Below are 18,854 nucleotides of genomic sequence, written 5' to 3'. Positions count from 1 at the left end.
ATCAACACTCTCTTGCTCTGCAATCATGACGTATCTTTATATAGCTTCCCATCCGAACTTTTGATGATGTCCATGGATATCTTGGAGGGACTGAAATCCCCCACCCTCGACGAGGATTGGCTCAAGAAGGTGGTGATAGGTGGGCTGCTCTCCCTCATCCCAATAGTGAATCTTGTAGTGAGTGGATACGTGCTAAGGAGGTTTAGGATGGCAGCGATGGGGGAGCCCAATCTTCCAGAGTGGAAAGAGTGGGGGGAGCTGTTCGTGGGCGGGCTGAAGCTGCTGGTGGTCACCTTTGTGTACCTATTTGTGCCCATACTGCTCATCATGCTCATCACGGGGCTGGTGACCATGTCCGCCATTGGCCTCGGGGCTGGTGGCCATGCAGCGAGAATGCTTGTTCTCTCTGGCACCTTTGTGGCATCGGTGCTGATGGTGGTGTTTGCGCTCTTTTGGCCCATGGCGGCTGCGAGGCTTGCCATGACCGACAGCATCTACGAGGCCCTGAGGGTTGGTGATATCTATCACAGGATAAGAATGGTTTTAGGTGACTACCTGCTGACGTATGTGGTCTACCTGCTGGTGTATGTGGTTTTAGTAATCGTCTATGTGGCGCTCATGACTTTCCCCCAGACCCTATTCGTCGGCGTCGTGCTCTCGGTGTTTGTATCGTTCTACGTGTATCTCGCCCTTGCCAGTGTCTTTGGCAGGCTGTATGCGCTCAGTGAGCCTGCGTGAGCGGGCACCACACCTTTTTTATTCTGTTGGGGTATTCTTTGAATGATGAGGCTAAGCGGGCTTAGGGTTCTCATAACAGGAGGAGCGGGTTTTATAGGCAGCCATCTCGTGGATGCGCTCGCAGAGCACAACGAGGTGGTGGTGCTCGACGACCTCTCCAGTGGCAGGATGGAGAACATCAGCCATCACATGGACGAGGAGGGCTTTACGTTCATCAGGGGCAGCATCTTCGATGAGCATGCCCTGAGACGTGCGTGTGAGGGTGTGGACATCGTGTTTCACTTAGCGGCAAACCCGGAGGTGCGCATAGGGGCGCAGGACACGTGGGTGCACATCGAGCAGAACGTGCTCGCCACCCACAGACTTCTCGAGCAGATGAGGTGTGAGGGCATAAGGGAGATTGCGTTCACCTCCACCTCCACCGTGTATGGTGAGGCCGAGGTCATTCCCACGCCCGAGAGCTATGGGCCCCTCATACCGATATCCACGTATGGTGCCAGCAAGCTGGCGTGTGAGGCACTGATATGTGCGTACTGCCATAGCTTTAGCATGCGCTCGTGGATTTTTCGGTTTGCCAACATCGTGGGGCTTAGAAGTCGTCATGGAGTGATTCACGACTTCATACAGAAGCTGCTGGAAAACCCATCGAGACTGGAGATACTCGGCGATGGCACGCAGAAGAAGTCCTACCTCTATGTGAGGGACTGTGTGGATGCCATCCTCCACAGCATTGAGAGCGCGCAGGAGGATGTGAACATCTTCAACATAGGCTCTGATGACACCACCGAGGTGAACCGCATCGCAGAGCTCGTGCTCGATGAGATGGGGCTCGAGGATGTGGAGATAGTGTATGTGAACGAGCTGGATGGCAGGGGCTGGGTGGGTGATGTGCGCCACATGCTGCTATCGTGCGAGAAGCTCAGGAGGCTCGGTTGGGTTCCCAACCACACCTCTGAGGAAAGCGTGAGGTGTGCCATAAGGGACAGGCTGAGGGAGGTGGGCTATGCATAGCGAAACACCCTTCCCCTCCTCATCACATCCTCCCCGAAGAGCACCACTGCCCTCCCGGTGAGCACCTCATTGAGGTGTTTACCGAGTGAGCACTCCTTCAGTCTTGCCGCAACGAGCGCATCTGCCCTCTGGTGCTCTCTTCTCAGGTCAACGCAGTACCTTCCGTTCTCGATGTACACCTCTGAGCATGCACGTGGGTTATCTCTGTAGCGAGCAAGGAACCTCTCTGCATGCTCTCTGAGGTCAACCGGGGGACCCATGTGCTTTTTTATGGGGGGAAGCTCCCACACCTCGAGCTCGAACAGCATGCATATGTATCCGTCCCTCTCGCCCACCCTCTTGGAGTACACCCTGAACCCCTCCCTCTCCAGCAGGGAGGCCACCGACTCCATGGCGTGGTATATCTGTGGATACAGCACGTCGTCCACGAGTTCTGGTCTGGGGAACTCCAGAGCTAAGAGCCCTGTCCCCCTCCTTGGGTCTATCGAGAGGCTCTCCTCCTCAATCTCGAAGAACGAGGGGCTCGGAGAGCTCAAAAAAGCCCTTGCGCGATGGATGGAGCGGGCGAAGTTATCCAGCGAGAGAGCGGATGCCACATTTCTCTTCGGGTCCACGGGGTCCACCACCACGAGGGGCTCATCGTGCTTTTTTGTGGAGTGCCCCTCGATGTCTATCACAGTGCCGCGCCTCCAGCTGGCCATTGCCCTGATGCACTCCAGAAATGAGCCATAGTGTATCACGAGCAGCTCGCACAGATACCCAGAGTAGCCGCGGCGCTTGAGCTCGGAGCCATAGATGCCCGCTGCCTTGAAGAACTGCTTTAGCAGCCTGACCTCGTCCTCCCTTCCAGCGATGTGGGAGAGCACGTATCTGGTGTGGTGGGGTGTGCGGTCCACGGCGGAGAGTATGCACGAGGCATCATCGATGCGGTACGCTGGCACGAAGTCCACCTCGCCGTCCTCGAATACGAGCTGGATGTAGGGGTGGTCGGCATACCGCTCTATGACCTTTGCGTCCCCCTTATACAGCGAGGCAAACTTGCGGGCAGCCCGCCTTCCAATCTCGAGCCCAAGCCTTTCGAGCTCCTCCCAGCTCGTGCTTGGCGGAAACAGGATGAACACGTCGAAGTCGTGGTCTCCCTTAAGCCACGTGCCCCGCGCCACAGAGCCCACCAGCGTGCACGTCACACAGAGCCCGAGCTCATGTGCACACTCCTCGCAGATTGTGATGAGGCTATCCGCAAGGGCGCTCACCCTCTCGACCTCGTCCTCTGGGGGCCTTATGCGCCTCAGCACCTCCTCTTTTATCCGGATGAACTGTTCATCCTCCATCGTTCACTCCTCGAGCGTAAAAGCCTCTATCTCTTGGTATGTGGGACCTTCTTTTCTGAGTGTGCTTTCAAAGAGCACGAACTCGCCAACCTCAAAGCCACCGAACTGTGTGCTTTTGTGCCTGCTGATTACCTCCTCCAGCCTCGTGCCATCCTCCCTCGTGAGCCTCTTTACCCTTGCCAGCGTGAGATGAGGGTGGTACTGCTTTCTCTCCCTATTCATCCCCGTGGAGCAGAGAGCATCCTCCACCTTTTTGAAGAGGGATGCAAACTCGCCCTCGCACCCCATCCACACCACCCTCGCCCTTCGTGGAGAGGGAAACGCCCCCATGCCTCTAAGGAGGGCATCGAACCTATGCATGCGCACACTTCGCAGTGCATCCACGATTGGGGGTACCTTTTCCTCTGCCACCTCTCCGATGAACCTGAGGGTTATGTGGGCAATCTCAGGCCTTACCAGCTTGAGCCCATTGGAGGGGAGCTGAGCCTCCAGCTCGGCTATCACGGGCACGAGGTGCTCTGGAATCCTCACCGCAGTGAACAGCCTTGCCACCCGCTCACCTCTCCAGCTCCACGAGCTTTAGAGAAAAGCCCTTGGGACAGCCCTCTGGGGGGTTTCCCACCACCCTCGTGATGGTGCACTTGTCCCCCTCCTCGAGCCCGGTGGGATGGCACAGCTCGTACATGGGGCACTCCTCCTCACCGCACCTCATCGGGGTGTACACCACCTTTGAGCCTCTAAATGCCTTCCTTGACTCGATTGCCACGAGAAACGGTGCCTCCACCACCTCGACCGCCCTCACACCTCCCTCGTGCAAGGGACACTCGTGCACCGGAGCATCCCTGAGCGCCACCAGCCTGTACCGGGAGCCCTCGTGAAGGTTTAGACAGGCGTTCCTTAGCCTGCAACTCTTGCACTCCGTGGCTTCTCCCTTGAATATGAACTCATAACCCTCGAACGCGACTTCATTGCCGATGAGTGTTATGATGGTATCTAGCTCCTCTTCCATGTCCTCCACCAGCCCCTCTCTTGCCATAAGAGAGATATTAGCGTTTGGATGCGGGTCGCCCCCTGGGTCGCCCCCTGTTTTTCATCCTCGCCTCGTGAAACAGGTATTGCTGGGCATATCCAGCATACCTTCCAAAGTACTCCCTTGCCCATCTCGAGAGCCTCTCGTACTCACGGGGTGTGAGTGCCCTTTTGGAGCTGGAGCAGCCCACCTCATAGTGGGTGTACAGCACATGTCTCATCCATCGGTCGATGGGGAATGCCTCGAGCATTCCAAGCCCGAACAGGCTGACACAGTCCGCAACCTTGTTGCCCACTCCCTTAAAGCCCAGCAGCCACCGCCTCGCCTCCTCGTAGCTCTTGAGGGGCTGCGGCTCGAACATCTGGGTAGCCTCCAGAAGGTAGGGTGCCCTGTATCCCAGCCCACACCTCTCCAGCTGTCCGATGGAGAGATGGGCAAGCCTCTCTGGTGATGGAAAGGTGTAGTGCTCCACCATGAAGGGCTCTTTGCCCCTCACCCCTATGGGTTCACCTGCCTTTCTTCTCAGGCACAGTATCATCTTCTCTATTGCCACCACGCTCTTGTTGGTGGCACATATGAAGGAGGCGAGCATCTCCCAGAGGGGCTGTCTCATCACCCTGAGCCCCCACCATCGGTGAAGCACGCTCCTCATGTAAGCATCCTTTCCCACCTCAAGCGCTATCTCGAACAGGTCATCCTCGCATCCGAGGTACTGCGTGAGCCTGTCCTCATCCAGCTCTGGATATGCCACCACCTCGAGGACACCATCTGGAGAGCCATGCTGTCTCAGGGCGACCGCATTGCCGTCAATGACGCCCGTGTACCACCCTCCCTTTTTTTGCCAGCAGAAACTCTGACCACAGCTCAAGGTAAGGGCGAGGTCGAAGTCGCTCACCTCCAGCTTCGTCATGTGCATGAGGGGCTCTTTCTGCTCAACATAGATAAGCCCTTAGCCTCCCACTTCTGCGAGCATCTCGCCGCTCTTGGAGAGTACTTTAAGCAGTCCCGGGCGGATTCGAACCGCCGTCTTCGGCTCCAAAGGCCGAAAGGATTGACCACTACCCTACGGGACTACGCATGAGGTGTTGCACCTTTCTTCTTCTCTTGAGATATATAGCTGTTCTGACTTCTGGTGGCTGTCGTCCAGCTGCAGCTGCCGTCCACTTGGCTTTTTACAAAAGCCAGCAAAACAGCGCATTAAGGGGGATGGCATGGCATCCCCCATAATCCACTCACGTCGGCTTTTTACAAAAGCCGGCAAAATAGCGCATTAAGGGGTGTGGCTTAGCCACACCCCATTAATCCACTCACGTGCCAGCTTAGTTAAGCTGCAGCTGCCGTCCAGCTGGCATACAGCGCATTAAGGGGGATGGCACAGCCATCCCCTCATAATCCACTCACGTCGGCTTTTTACAAAAGCCGGCAAAATAGCGCATTAAGGGGTGTGGCTTAGCCACACCCCATTAATCCACTCCAGGGGCCAGCTTATTTAAGCTGCAGCTGCCGTCCAGCTGGCATACAGCGCATTAAGGGCTACTGCTAAGTAGCCCATTAATCCACTCACGTGCCAGCTTCGTTAAGCTGTTTTGGCTACCTCACCCTCACCCCAGCCCCGACCTCATGCATCGGGGAGAGCAGCACCGCCGTGCCATCCACATCGGCAGCGAGCACCATCCCCTGCGACTCTATCCCGAATATCTTTGCTGGCTTGAGGTTTACCACCACCACGACCTCCCTTCCCACGAGCTCTTCTGGTTCGTACGTGTTGGCAATGCCAGCCACGATCTGCCTCACACTATCGCCCACGTCCACCTCGAGCCGCAGCAGCTTGCTCGCACCCTTTACCCTCTCTGCCCTGATGACTTTTCCTATCCGAAGGTCCATCTTTGAGAACTCCTCATAGCTTATTTCCCCTTCCTGCACTTTTTTACCCTCCATCGCAGCCTTTATGCGCTCTCGCATTGCCCTCTCGAGCATCTTCACCTTCTCGTCCTCTATTCTCTCGAACAGCACCTTTGGAGCTTTAATGTGTGTGCCAGCCGGAACCTCCACGAGGGCGTCTTCGAGCTTGGCATCGTGCACGCTTCCAGAGAGTCCGAGCATCGCCCACACCTGCTCCATCTTGTGGGGCATCACGGGCTCGAACAGCACCGCCAGCGCCTTGCACAGCTGCAGGCAGTTCTTGAGCACGTGTGCACACGCCTGCCTGTCCGTCTTTATCAGCCTCCAAGGCTCGCTCTTCTGGAAGTATGTGTTGGCGAAGTCCGCCAGGCTCATGGCGGCATCACACATCTGCTTGAACTCATATCTGGAGTTTGCCTCCACCATATCATCGATGATTGACGAAATCCTCTCGAGAATCTCCTCATCCACCTCTCCACTTGGCACATCGCCGAAATGCCTGTGGGTGAACGTGAGCACTCTGTGGATGAAGTTGCCCAGCGATGCCAGAAGCTCTCCGTTGACCTTCTCGGCAAACAGCTCCCATGAGAAGTTGAGCTCCTTTGTGTGCGAGGTGTAGCTCAGGAGGTAGTATCTGAGCAGGTCTGGATGAAAGCCAGCGTTGAGGTAGTCCTCGGACACCCACACCACATATCCCCTGCTCTTGGAGAACGTCTTGTCCTCTATCTTGACCATTCCAGAGGCAACGACCGCACTCGGAAGGTTGTAGCCCGCTCCCCTGAGGAGTGCCGGCCAGAAGATGCAGTGGTGGTACACTATGTCTCCGCCTATGAAGTGCACTATTTTGCCGTTGCGTATCCAGAAGTCCTTCCAGTCCCTGCCGTGCTGCTCGCACCACTCCTCAGTGAACGATATGTAGCCTATTGGAGCATCCACCCACACGTACACCACGAGGTCATCGCGGCCCGGGAAGCTCACACCCCACTCGAGATTTCTCGTGATGCACCAGTCCTTGAGCCCTCTTCTCACCCACTCCTTGGCGTAGTTGATGGCATAGGGCGTGCCGTCCAGCCCATCGAGGTACTCCAGCAGGAAGTGCTCGAAGGCGGAGAGGCGGAAGAAGTAGTGCTCCTGCTCCCTGTACTCGGCGGGGGTGCCACACACCTTGCACACGGGCTCGAGAATCTCCCCTGGCTCGAGGTGAATGCCACAGCCCTGGTCGCACTCGTCCCCCCTTGCCACCGCCCCACACGATGGGCATATTCCCTCCACATACCTGTCTGGCAGGAACCTCTCACACTCTGGGCAGTAGGCGAGCTTTATGTTCTTGGGGTATATGTAGCCATTCTCCATGTTTGCCTTCACAATCTCGTGGGTCCTGTGGTGGTTGGTGGGTGAGTGAGTGCTTCCAAAGTAGTCAAAGCACACACCCATCGCCTCGAACACCTCGAGAAAGTGGGCATGATACCTGTTCACAAGCTCCTCTGGGGACACGCCCTCCTGCTCGGCATTGATCACGATGGGGGTGCCGTGAGTGTCCGAGCCACACACGAACAGGGGGTTCTTTCCCTGCTTTCTGAGCATCCTGACATATGCATCTGCAGGTATGTATGTTCGAAGATGTCCTATGTGCGCCCTTCCGTTGGCATAGGGTAGTCCGCACGTTACGAGCAAGTTTTCACTCAAGGCTACATCTCCCCTTCCGCTCATCATCCTTGGTATTTATATCCCTATCGTATGGATACCGCATCACCCTGCCACATGCAAGACACGTGATGCACACCCTCCCTTTCTTGAGCCTCACCCTCGCGCTCCTGCCCGGCACCAGCAGGCGATGGCAGCTCCTGCACATCCTGCGCTTGAGCTCTCTCGGAATCCTTACCCTCGTCCTCATGGAGATTCTTCTCGCAAGCTCGAGCCATGTGTGGCTGAGTTCTGGGTCGTGTCTGAACTCTCGCTCTGCGAGCTCAAACAGCCTCTCGATCCGCTCCTTTGCGATTCTTGTCCGCCTCCTTGCTGACACGCATGCAGCTCTTCCGTGTCAATACATAAAGCCATCGCCCGCGTGCCTTGGTCTTTTGTGGCTTGTTGGAATCAACTCTCACTTTTACAGAAAATAATCTTTGAAATAGGTGTATTTAAATTAAAGAATACTTAAAAAATTAATTATTTAAAATATTTTTAATTATAAATATATTAAAAAATTAATCTTTTATTATTAATTAATAAATTAAATTCAAATATTTAAATTTAAAAATTTTAGAAGAATCGCCTGTTTGCGCATGCAGGCGGGATGATTGCGTGAGTATTCAGTGCCCATATCCATTGGGGATTACAGAGCAATCAACTGCTGCATACACAGTAAGCATTCTCATATATTATGAAACAGATTTCATTCTTCGAAGTCTTTAGTAGGAAATTCATTTCATCTATCATAGGAATATGCGCTTTCTGGAGTGCAAAAGGGGGCTTCACGGCAGAAAATCGGCAGAATCGTACCCGCGGTGATTTTGTTCATATATATTGTGTAACGAAGATTTGATGCATAAATTGCATGGCAAAAATTAGAATTCAGCATATTTTATAACTAAGTTTATGGCTCTTTCATGGGCAAAATCGCACAGATTAAAAAGTATATATTTACTCGTATTAAAATTTATTATCTAATTTTAGTTTTTTATTTTTAAAAATGAATTCAATTATTTAATCTGATATAATCTATTTTATTATTAAAATACTTATTATTAAAATTTTATTACATAATTATATACTAATTATTAAATATATAAATACTATTTTGTGCATCTAAATCTCCACTCTGACCCCAAAAAAGTGAGAGTTAGAGGGTAGGCTTAATATCGAAGAGGGAAAGGTGTGGGCATGAAGCAGATTGTGGCGGTGCTTGGACATCCAATCGGGCACACGATGTCTCCCGTGATGCACAACGCAGCCTTCGAGGCGCTCGGCATCGATGCCGAGTATCTGGCGTTCGACGTGCTGCCAGAGCGGCTTGGAGAGGCGATAGAGGGGGCACGGGCGCTCGGGTTTGTGGGGCTCAACATCACCATTCCCCACAAGGTGGCGGCACTGCAGTACTGCGAGCCAGATCCGCTCGCTGCGAGCATAGGGGCTGTGAACACGCTCGTGTTTGGAGATGAGGTGAAGGGGTACAACACCGATGCCACGGGGGCGATGGAGGCGCTCAGGAGGGCGAAAGTGAGGGTTGGGGGCAAAGAGGTGCTCGTCATGGGAGCTGGAGGGGCTGCGAGGGCGATAGCCCATGCGCTCGTACACGAGGGTGCGAGGGTGGTGGTGGCAAACCGCACGAAACAGAGGGCTGTGGAGCTGTGCGAGGCGCTCGGAAGAGCCACGGGAACGGGGTTCGATGAGCTGCCAGCACTGGTGCAGAGCTGTGATGTGCTCATCAACGCCACCTCTGTGGGCATGAGGGGTGAGAGCCTCGTGAGAGGTGAGTGGCTGCACGAGGGACAGGTGGTGTTCGACATCGTGTACAACCCGCCCGAGACCCCGCTTCTCAAGGCTGCAAGGAGCGCTGGCGCAAAGACGATAGATGGGGTGGCGATGCTGGTGCATCAGGGTGCAAAGGCGTTCGAGCTGTGGTTTGGCGTCGAGCCGCCCGTGGACGTGATGGAAAGGGCGGTGAGAAGGGCGCTGGCAGAAGGGTGAGAAATAGCTTCAAAATTCAAAATCTTTATAATTTAAACACTATAGGAATTTAATGGGGATGTGGTCATTTGCCAGACGAATATGAGCTTGTTTTGCTTGCGGCACTTTTGCACGATGTAGGCAAGTTTTGGCAACGAACTGGCGAGCAGGGAGCTCATCAGCAGCTGGGTGGGAGGTTCATTCACCAGTATATTCCACCTCAGTGGCAGGGGTGTGCAGGCATAATCTCGAAGCACCACGACGTCTCTGCATACCTCAGCGAGGGCTACAATCCCCTGAAGATAGTGATAACTGCTGATTGGCTTTCCTCTGGTGAGAGGAAGAACCTAAACAACGAAGAATCTGCCAATGTCGTGAACACCCCGCTGATAAGTGTTTTTCCTGAAATAAGGAAGTCTCAGAGTAAGAACAGAGACATATCGCCTTCGGAGTATTGCTACCCACTGAAGAAGCTTGAGATTAGATATGATGTGCTGTTTCCAGTCCCCAAGGAGCAATATCCAAAAAGACAACTCTCTCATGAGTACAAAGAGCTTTGGAGTGAGTTCGTGAGAGAAGTGAGCAAGATAAAGGAGGTTAGTGAGTTCGAGGTCTATTTCAATACGATGTATTATATTCTGCAGAAGTACACGTGGTGCATACCCTCTGCAGTATGGAAGTCAAGGCCAGACATATCTCTCTTTAATCATCTCACGACTACGTGTGCCATAGCGGCGTGCCTTCGTGATATAGAGCTCGACCTCACATACTGTACTGCCCTATACAGATATGTGAGTAAGAAGGAGCTGACGGATGCAGAGAAGGAGTCTCTGGATGATGAGCGATTCTTGCTCATAGGGGGCGATGTGTGTGGCATCCAGAGGTTCATATACTCTGTGGTCTCCAAGGGAGCTGCAAAGGCTCTTCGAGGCAGGTCGCTGTACATTCAGCTGCTAAGCGAGACAATTGCCAAGCACGTGCTGCTTAGGTTGAATCTTCCGATTACAAACCTTCTGTACTGTGGGGGCGGCCATTTCTTAATTCTTGCACCCCACTCTGCTGCACCAAAACTGGAAGAAATCGAGAAGTGGATTGCGGAGAAGCTTCTTAAGATTCACAAGGGCGAGCTATATGTGGTGCTTGGGTCGGTGGGACTTTCCAGCAGCGACCTGTTGAGCAAGAGGTTTGGCTCGAGGTGGCACGAGCTTTCAGAGAGAATTGCATGGCAAAAGAGGCAGAAGTTCTCCAGCATTATGAACGAGGAGCACTACGATGAGCTGTTTGGAGCCACAGAGGAAGGCGGTATTAAGGACATATGCAGCGTATGTGGTTCCGAAGCTGCACTAACACCCGATGAGGATGATCCATCTCTCAAAAAGTGTGCGTTCTGCAGGTCTTTGGAACATCTTGCAAAGCAGGTGGCAGAAAAGAGATACATGCTCGAGATTCCCACCCCCACGGATGTGAATGGTGCCCCAGAGGACTCGTGGGAGCATACCCTCGGAATGTTTGGAATGAGGTACGTATTTGTGGATGAGGTTGGCACTCTACCAGAGGGTGCCCATGTTTACACGATCAACAGTACTGCCATGCCAACTGGACTGTGCTCATGTGCATCTGCTGGCTTCAGGTTTCTGCTGAACACGGGGCTCAAGGAGATGAGTAATCTTGCCAAGGGCTCACAGGGCATGAAGAAATGGGGCGTGCTGAGAGGTGATGTGGACGATTTGGGTGTAATCCTCTCCGAGGGCCTGGGAGATGACCAGAGTATCTCTCGAATATCCACTATGAGCTCCATGATGTCTCTCTACTTTTCAGGATGGGTGCACGTCATATGTGAGAGCTTCTCCAAGGAAAACAGCGAGGGTGATCTCTATGGTATATACTCAGGCGGGGATGATCTTTTTATCGTGGGCTCGTGGAGTGCTCTGCCAAAGGCTGCCGGAAAGATATACGATGACTTCAGGGCGTTCACGTGCAACAACCCAGACATCACACTCTCATGTGGTATCACCATAGCTCCCACTGAGAAGTATCCAGTGTCCAGGGCTGCCAGCTTGGCCAAGGAGTCGCTCGACAGGGCAAAGCAATCCCCGGGGAAGAACTCAATCTGCTTTTTGCGTCCCATGAGCTGGGAAGTGTTTAGTGGTGGAGTAGCACAGCTGAGGGACAGGCTGTTGGAGCTCATTAAATCAGAGTCCATTGATTCCACTGTGTCCAGGTCGCTGCTCCAGAGACTCTATGCCATCTGCAGAATGTTTGAGGATGAACGTAGCAGAGGGGGTACATTGGCTGCAAAGCATGACGATAGATATGGCAGGTGGGGGTGGATGCTGGCATATGTGATATCCCGTGCGAGGAGTGGTGGGAAGAAGGACGAGTTGCTGGAGGATGTGAAGGCGCTCGTTCAAAGCAATATAGAGCACGCCATTGTTGCTGTTCGCTGGGTTGAGTTTTTGACCAGAAAGGAGGAGGTAAGATGAATGGAGGAAGTTCCATCGTGGAGAGCACTATCCATGATATAGAGGCCATCCTGGATGGAGACAGCGAGAAGCTCGTAATGCATGCAGAGAAGCTGGGCCAGCATTTAGGTAAGGGAGTATCGACCTCTCAAATCAGGAATGTGTTCTCAGAGGTAAAGGCTATGCGCTCCTATGACCCCCACAGGCTGAACCTTCTAAGACCCAAACTGGCATACACTGCGGGAAGGCATGGGAGGAGAAAAAATGGAAAACTCACTGGAGAGATAGTGGACCTGCAGAAAATCCTTGACCACGCCATCCGCAAGGTGAATGGGGAGGAGAGGTTCAGAAACTTTCAGAGGTTCTTCGAGGCGATACTCGCGTATCACAGGTACTACGGAAAGGAGTAGGGGGCAGATGAATGGATAATGCAACATTACTTGGAAAGGTGATAGTCCGTGGGAAGATAAAGGCAGAGACTGGGCTGCATATTGGTGGCCCAAGCGTTGGGCTCGACATCGGCGGTGTGGACAACGTGGTGATAAAAGATGCGGAGGAGAAGCCCTATATCCCTGGCTCGTCTCTGAAGGGAAAGATGAGGTCTCTGCTGGAGAGGATGGAGGGCAAAAAGCCCAACAAGAACATAGGTGGGGTGCGGATACACTCGTGTGAGAATAGGGATGACCTTGCTGGCTGCAATGTGTGCAAGATATTCGGGCTGCCAGCAGATGAGTTTAGCGAGCCCACACGGCTTATTGTGAGAGACGCACACCTCACGGAGGAGAGCGAGCAGATGCTGCGCGAGGCAAACACTGACCTCGAATATACCGAGGTCAAGTTCGAAAATGCCATCGACAGGATAACCTCTGCAGCCAATCCAAGGCAGACGGAGAGAGTCCCCGCGGGTGCCGAGTTTGCCTTTGAGATGGTGTATAACGTTTTTGATGAGCAGGACAAGGATATGCTTCGATATGTGTTTGAGGCGATGGCTCTGCTCGAGGACGACTATCTTGGTGGACAGGGCTCGAGGGGATACGGGAAGGTAAAGTTCTGTGAGCTGAAGGTGTGCTGGAACTCAAAGGAGGATTATGAGTCGGGCAATGTCGATGTGGAGTCCAAAGCGGTGGGGTATGAGACACCTAAAGCCATTGTTGCGAGATTCAATGAGCTGAAGAGCGCCATGGGGTGGTGAGTACAACGCCCGAGTTCATGCTGTGCAGAATGGAGCCCAGAGCCCCATTCCACGTGGGCGAGAGGGAGATGGCTCTCGAGAGCACCGAGCACTACATACACTCGGACACACTTTTCAGCGGCATCTGTTGTATGTACAGGCTGCTCTATGGAAGGGAAGAGCTTGAGTCACTTTTGGAGAGATTCTTGCAACATGATGTCCCATTTATGATATCCTCTGCATTTCCATACGCAGGCAATGTGCTGCTGCTACCCATACCAAAGAATGTCAACTTAGCACAGTATGTCAATCAATCGCTGAGAAAGCAATACAAGAAGCTCGAGTTCGTCTCGCTGGATATTTTCACTAAGCTCGTCAGAGGCGAGGACATAGCCGAGGATGTCGTGAGGGGCAAGCTCGTACAGAACGGGAGGGTGCTCGTGAGCAGCGATGAGAGTGTGCCAGATAGAGTCTGGTGTGTGAAAGAGGTGCCAAGAGTGACAATAGACCGAAAAGACAACGCCTCCAGCCTGTATATGTTCAGTGAGGTGAGCTTTGCCCCAGGATGTGGGCTGTGGTTTCTCATGGACATGCGGGAGAAGAGGTACACAAAAAAGGTGTGGGCTGCAATTCGCCTGCTGGGAGAGGAGGGGATTGGAGGCGACAGAACGTGCGGGAAAGGACTGTTCTCGGTGTCTGAAAAGAAGATGGACGTGAGAACAAAAAGCACTGCTGACCATTTCCTCACGCTCTCCCTGTATCACCCCTCGAGAGACGAGCTATCTCTTACACGCCCCTCATACTACGAGCTGGTCAGGCGAGGAGGGTGGATATCGGGTAGTAGGGGTATGAGGAGAAAGCGTGTGCGCATGTTCGCTGAGGGGTCTGTGTTCAATGCCCCATGCGGCACATATGGAGAGCTCGTGGACGTTACCCCGGATGCGTTTTTTGACCACAGGGTATACCGCTACGGGTATGCGTTCTGTATGCCCATGGAGGTGCATGCATGAGATGTACCCTGGAGACTCTTTCACCCCTGCACATAGGAAGCGGTGGCCGTATCAGCCCCATTGAGTACATCGCTGATGACAGGCTGTACCGGCTGGATATGGACAGCGTGTTCAGAGATGATAGGTTCGATGCAGAGAGATATATCAGGGAAATGATGGGTGGTGTGGTGTATATAGGCAGCATAGATGAGGGTGTCCATAGAAGGAGCGAGAACATCCGCTATGCCGTGGACGCTGAGAGGAGAGTGCTTTCTGAACTCAGAAATCTGGCATCTCGAGGTGCTAAGGACGCTGAGATTTATGAGTTCGTCAAGAGTGCGGACAGGCCGTACATTCCTGCGAGTTCTGTAAAGGGTGCCATAAGAACGGCCCTGCTCTGGCACGCACTGAAGAACGATAAGAGGGCGCTCATGGATGAGTGCAGGTATCTGGAGAAGAACAGGAGAATAGACAAGAGAAGAGCAGACGACAAGATAGAGGGGCAAATATTCAGGGGACCCGACGGCAACACCCATCCACCCACGCATGATGTGATGAGGTCATTGCGGGTGACAGACAGCACTGCACTGCCCCTGGATAGCCTCACCATCTTGGAAGTAAAGACACTCACCACGAGGCGTGGAGGATATGGATGGAAGAAGTTCTCCACCTTTGTGGAGGCCATGAGACCAAAAACCACGGTTCATCTTGATATCTCTCTGGATAAGTTTCTGCTTGACGACTCCATCGCGAGGGAGCTGGGCCTTCAGGACAAAATCGAGATGATGAGGAGTGTTCCAGAATCCTGCAACTCCTTTGCATACGACCTAATAGACCACGAGCTTCGCTTTTTCAGGGAGCACTGTGCCCAATCGAATATGGGTGCGCGAATGCTCGAGTTCTATGAGCACATGAGGAGGCTGCCGCTTACAGGGGGAGAGTTTCTGCTGAGGTTGGGATGGGGAAGTGGGTGGGACGGAATGACGGTGGGAAGGCTGCTCAAAGAGTGTCCCAATATGGACTTTCACGAGCTACTGATGAAATTCCACCTTGGAAAGGGTGTAAGAAACATTCCATTCCCAAAAACGAGGAAGGTGGCATTTATGGGCATAATGCCCTATCCATTGGGGTGGGTGAAGGTGAGGTTGGAATGAAGGCACTGATAGCGACTGTTGGCACTGGGATAGGTGGGGGAAAAGAGGGTGTGGAGAGCCTTGCGCATGCCATAGCAAAGTCGATAAGGAGCCATAACCCAGACCTCGTGGTATTTGTTGTAACAAAGCAGAGCGAGGAGAGCACCGTCCCCGAGATAATAAAGCAGTGCCCCAACATGCCAGAGTATGAGCTGATACGCCTCGAGGATATGAGCGACATAAGGGCTGCATACGAGCTGGTTTCCAGAAAGATAAGTGAGCTCAGGGAAAAGCACTACGAGGTGGCTGTGGACTTCACATCGGGTACCAAGGCGATGAGTGCGGGTGCCGCGATTGCTGGGGCTGGGCATCTTTGCATGCTGACCTATGTGGGTGGAAAGAGGGGTGATAACAATCTCGTTCTCAGAGGGGAGGAGGATGTAAAGACGCTTGAGTTCACAGGAGTGTATGTAGATGCCGAGATGAGGCTGATAAGGAGGCTTTTCAACTGCCACCAGTACTCCTCCTGCATCGCCACAGCAGAGAATCTGCGAAGACTCACCGCAGACCCGAGTGTGGGAGAGGAGCTGGACAGATACCAGAGGCTCGCAGAAGGGTACTCGGCATGGGACCTCTTCGACCACGAGCGAGCATATGGGATTCTGAAGGGTGAAGGAGAGTGGGTACCTCCGGGAAACAAGGAGTTTCTCGGAAGGCTCAGGAGGGCAGATGAGCACGAGAGGATGGACTTCCTCATTGCAGACCTCCTGAACAACGCAGAGAGAAGAATCAAAGAGGGCAAGTATGACGATGCTGTTGCGAGGCTGTACAGGACTGTGGAGCTCACTGGTCAGACTGTGCTCTTGAGGGAGTATGGCATGAAGACATCAGAGGTAGCCATCGAGCGCCTGAGGAGGCTACTCGATGGGGTACAGCTTGCAAGGTACGAGCGGATGGCGGACGAGGAAGGTAAGCTGCAGCTACCCCTCCAGAAGACGTTCGAGCTGCTGAGGGATTTGGGCCATCCACTCGGAGGGATGATGGACACCGAGCTGAGAGACAATCTAAACAAGAGAAACTACTCAATACTCGCACATGGGCTTGACCCCGTGGGAGAGGAGAGGGCACTCATTCTCATGAATAAGGCAAGAGAGCTCGCGCGCACTGTGGTGGGCCCCTCACGGCTCGATGAGCTGATGGAAAAGAGCAGGTTTCCTCAGATTGTAGAATGTCCCTGAGCTCAGATTGTAGAATGTCCCTGAGAGTTCTCGTGCTCACATTGGACACAGGGCGTCCAGTGCGTGAGGATGCGAGCAAGCTCAGAGGGTATATTGGCGGCACATTCAGAGAGCACTTAGTGCTGCACCATCACATGGAAGCGGGCTACCTGTACACCTATCCAAGAGTGCAGTACAAGGTCATCGAGGGAACACCTGTCATCGTGGGGATTGAGGAGGGGGTGGAGCCTCTGAAGGAGATATCTGGGCAGATTGAAGAGCTGAGGCTCGGCAAGAGCACCTACAGGGTGGAGGGCGTTCAGATAACTCAGAAAAGAGCGCCCTTTGGGCCCTGCAGGAGAAACGTGCAGTACACCTTCATCACTCCGTGGCTGGGTCTGAATGCAAAGAACTACGAGAAGTTTCGTGCTGAGAACGAGTGGAAGAAAAAGAAGGAGCTGCTAAATGCCATTCTCGTGGGAAACGTGCTCTCGATGTGCAAGAGCCTCTCCTATGTAGTGGATAGAAAGCTGTATGTGCACTCTCTCTTAGACATGCACACTGCTGAGTACAAAGGCGTGCCTCTCATCGGGTTTACAGGCGAGTTCAGGTTGAACTTTCGCATCCCAGACCTGCTGGGGCTCGGAAAAGGCGTCTCTCAGGGGTTTGGCACCGTAAGAGCCAAGGTGTGAGTTTTTCCATAAGGATGATAGAAAGGCGGCTACGAAACGTTGTGATATCCGCCCACGGCTGTAGCCTGCGGCGCGAGGGGGATATGCTGAGGGTCGTGTGGGTGGATGGGGATGAGGAGAGGGTGGTCAGAGTATCGCCCCACGAGGTCGAGCAGGTAATAGTGGCAGGCGAGGCATCGGTGAGCACTGGAGCCATCAGGCTGCTTGTGGAGAACAGCACAGACCTCGTCTTCGTGAGCCACAGGCCCAGCTTTTTTGCAAGGGTCGTGCGCAGCGACTCCAACATGATAACTGAGCTGTGGCGGAGGCAGATAGCGATGGGGCTGGAGGAGAGGATGGCGATAGCACGGGAGATTCTGCTGTGTGCCACGTACAACAAGCTCCGCATGCTGCAGAGCATCGCAAAGAACCGAGATGTGGACTTCCATGATGAGATTGAGCACATCACGTCGAGAAAGGAGCAGCTCGCTGTGGCGGAGAGTACTGAGGAGCTTATGGGAGCAGAGGGCGAGGTAGCAAGGGTGTACTTCGGGGCGCTTCGCAGGGTGATACCCTCTGAGATGGGGTTCGAGAGGAGGGAGAAGCATCCACCCCACGACCCAGTGAACTCCCTGCTGAGCTATGGGTACACCGTACTGCACTCTCGAGTGGAGTGGGCGCTCATGCTCGCAGGGCTGAACCCCTATGAGGGTGTGCTTCATGTAGCATACAGGAACCGTCCAGCTCTCAGCTTTGACCTCATGGAGGAGTTCAGACAGCCGATAGTGGACAGGGTGGTGCTCACACTCATAGCACGAGGAAGTGTGAGGGTGGAGGACTTCGACAGAGGGCCCGAGATGTGCTACATGAGTGAGAACGTGAAGCGGATGTACCTCGATGCTCTGTACACGAGGATGGAGCAGCGGTATATGTATGGGGGCAAGAGGGTCGAGCTTCTGGATGTGATACATGGACAGGCAAGGAAGCTCGCGAGTGCAATCAGGGGGGATTGCGAGTACAGGGGGTTCAAGTGGAGGTAGTGTGCGGTGTATGAAGGCCTGTGGGGCACTGACAACAGGAGGGTAAAGGTATGGATGAGGGTGTGCATCTGTACATCATGTACGACATAGAGGATAACGCCATCAGAGGCAGGCTTGCGGCTCGCCTCATGTTCTACGGGATGAGGAGGATACAGTACAGTGTGTTTGAGGGAGTTGTGAGCCCAAGAGAGAAGCTAACAATCGTGGAGGAGATAGATGGGCTTGCGCTTGGGGACAACGACAAGGTGCATATAGTGGAGCTGTGTGCCCGCTGCGTGAAAAAGAGGATAGTAATCGGGGATATGCCAGAGGAGAGAGAGCATCTCGTGCTGTGATTGGCTGGTGTGGTGTAAAGGTATATAAACTATGCGCACAGATACATACCAGCCAGCACCCATGCACGTGGTAAAGGAGGCCGTATAGACCTCTAACACGAGAATAGGGTGCGCAGAGAAGGATTGCATTCACTGTCCAAAAAAACAAGGATTGAAAC

The 18,854-nt window shown here is 53.5% G+C and carries 18 protein-coding genes and 1 tRNA gene; 12 read left to right on the top strand and 7 right to left on the bottom strand.

Going from position 1 to position 18,854, the window contains the following annotated elements; all coding sequences use genetic code 11:
* Positions 1-63: 63 nt before the first annotated feature.
* Positions 64-738 carry a DUF4013 domain-containing protein gene (locus BP07_RS02230; protein WP_084174061.1) on the top strand — a complete coding sequence of 225 codons (675 nt, stop codon included), beginning with the start codon at positions 64-66 and terminating at the stop codon, positions 736-738.
* Between the two features lie 42 nt (positions 739-780).
* Positions 781-1,749 carry an NAD-dependent epimerase/dehydratase family protein gene (locus BP07_RS02225; protein WP_042685128.1) on the top strand — a complete coding sequence of 323 codons (969 nt, stop codon included), beginning with the start codon at positions 781-783 and terminating at the stop codon, positions 1,747-1,749.
* On the opposite strand, the gene cca is transcribed toward BP07_RS02225, so the two are convergent.
* The 7 genes from cca to BP07_RS02190 form a co-directional block, all read right to left on the bottom strand.
* A complete protein-coding gene (cca, locus tag BP07_RS02220) occupies positions 1,740-3,080 on the bottom strand; it encodes a CCA tRNA nucleotidyltransferase (protein ID WP_042685125.1) in 1,341 nt (446 codons plus the stop codon). The genes BP07_RS02225 and cca overlap by 10 nt on opposite strands.
* 3 nt (positions 3,081-3,083) lie before the next feature.
* Positions 3,084-3,632 carry an RNA 2',3'-cyclic phosphodiesterase gene (gene thpR / locus BP07_RS02215; RefSeq protein ID WP_042685123.1) on the bottom strand — a complete coding sequence of 183 codons (549 nt, stop codon included), beginning with the start codon at positions 3,630-3,632 and terminating at the stop codon, positions 3,084-3,086.
* Positions 3,633-3,636: 4 nt separating this feature from the next.
* Positions 3,637-4,116 (bottom strand): UPF0179 family protein, encoded by a 480-nt coding sequence (locus BP07_RS02210; protein ID WP_245597028.1) that lies wholly within the window; start codon positions 4,114-4,116, stop codon positions 3,637-3,639.
* Positions 4,117-4,126: 10 nt separating this feature from the next.
* Positions 4,127-5,026, bottom strand: coding sequence for a DNA-3-methyladenine glycosylase family protein (locus BP07_RS08290; RefSeq protein WP_052353166.1), 900 nt, complete (start codon positions 5,024-5,026; stop codon positions 4,127-4,129).
* 84 nt (positions 5,027-5,110) lie between these two features.
* A tRNA-Gln gene (locus tag BP07_RS02200) sits at positions 5,111-5,183 on the bottom strand.
* A gap of 517 nt (positions 5,184-5,700) precedes the next feature.
* Complete coding sequence (gene metG, locus BP07_RS02195) at positions 5,701-7,722, bottom strand: methionine--tRNA ligase (protein ID WP_042685792.1); 2,022 nt, start codon at positions 7,720-7,722, stop codon at positions 5,701-5,703.
* On the bottom strand, positions 7,691-8,035 hold the full coding sequence (locus BP07_RS02190) for a ribonuclease P protein component 4 (protein ID WP_042685121.1): 345 nt from the start codon (positions 8,033-8,035) through the stop codon (positions 7,691-7,693). The genes metG and BP07_RS02190 overlap by 32 nt, the downstream gene beginning before the upstream one ends.
* Positions 8,036-8,892: 857 nt before the next feature.
* On the opposite strand from BP07_RS02190, the gene aroE reads away from it, so the two are divergent.
* The 10 genes from aroE to cas2 all read left to right on the top strand — a co-directional run bounded on the left by aroE (position 8,893) and on the right by cas2 (position 18,696).
* Positions 8,893-9,699, top strand: coding sequence for a shikimate dehydrogenase (aroE, locus tag BP07_RS02185; protein ID WP_042685118.1), 807 nt, complete (start codon positions 8,893-8,895; stop codon positions 9,697-9,699).
* Positions 9,700-9,767: 68 nt separating this feature from the next.
* A complete protein-coding gene (cas10, locus tag BP07_RS02180; RefSeq protein ID WP_042685116.1) occupies positions 9,768-12,161 on the top strand; it encodes a type III-A CRISPR-associated protein Cas10/Csm1 in 2,394 nt (797 codons plus the stop codon).
* Positions 12,158-12,550, top strand: coding sequence for a type III-A CRISPR-associated protein Csm2 (gene csm2 / locus BP07_RS02175; RefSeq protein ID WP_052353165.1), 393 nt, complete (start codon positions 12,158-12,160; stop codon positions 12,548-12,550). Before cas10 ends, csm2 begins: the two co-directional genes overlap by 4 nt.
* Before the next feature lie 11 nt (positions 12,551-12,561).
* Positions 12,562-13,332: a type III-A CRISPR-associated RAMP protein Csm3 gene (gene csm3 / locus BP07_RS02170; RefSeq protein WP_084174060.1), complete on the top strand. Its 771-nt coding sequence runs from the start codon at positions 12,562-12,564 to the stop codon at positions 13,330-13,332.
* On the top strand, positions 13,329-14,321 hold the full coding sequence (csm4, locus tag BP07_RS02165; protein WP_157203039.1) for a type III-A CRISPR-associated RAMP protein Csm4: 993 nt from the start codon (positions 13,329-13,331) through the stop codon (positions 14,319-14,321). Before csm3 ends, csm4 begins: the two co-directional genes overlap by 4 nt.
* A complete protein-coding gene (csm5, locus tag BP07_RS02160; protein ID WP_042685113.1) occupies positions 14,318-15,454 on the top strand; it encodes a type III-A CRISPR-associated RAMP protein Csm5 in 1,137 nt (378 codons plus the stop codon). The genes csm4 and csm5 overlap by 4 nt, the downstream gene beginning before the upstream one ends.
* Positions 15,451-16,671 (top strand): TIGR02710 family CRISPR-associated CARF protein, encoded by a 1,221-nt coding sequence (locus BP07_RS02155; protein WP_042685111.1) that lies wholly within the window; start codon positions 15,451-15,453, stop codon positions 16,669-16,671. Before csm5 ends, BP07_RS02155 begins: the two co-directional genes overlap by 4 nt.
* Positions 16,672-16,685: 14 nt before the next feature.
* Positions 16,686-17,342, top strand: coding sequence for a CRISPR-associated endonuclease Cas6 (locus BP07_RS02150; protein WP_042685109.1), 657 nt, complete (start codon positions 16,686-16,688; stop codon positions 17,340-17,342).
* Complete coding sequence (cas1, locus tag BP07_RS02145; protein WP_157203038.1) at positions 17,339-18,361, top strand: CRISPR-associated endonuclease Cas1; 1,023 nt, start codon at positions 17,339-17,341, stop codon at positions 18,359-18,361. The genes BP07_RS02150 and cas1 overlap by 4 nt, the downstream gene beginning before the upstream one ends.
* A 50-nt stretch (positions 18,362-18,411) precedes the next feature.
* Positions 18,412-18,696, top strand: coding sequence for a CRISPR-associated endonuclease Cas2 (cas2, locus tag BP07_RS02140; protein ID WP_042685105.1), 285 nt, complete (start codon positions 18,412-18,414; stop codon positions 18,694-18,696).
* Positions 18,697-18,854 lie beyond the last annotated feature (158 nt).

The sequence above is a fragment of the Methermicoccus shengliensis DSM 18856 genome (genome assembly GCF_000711905.1).
GTDB classification, from domain to species: domain Archaea; phylum Halobacteriota; class Methanosarcinia; order DSM-18856; family Methermicoccaceae; genus Methermicoccus; species Methermicoccus shengliensis.
Note: the sequence above shows the minus strand (reverse complement) of the source record. Positions and strands in the feature narration are given on the sequence as shown.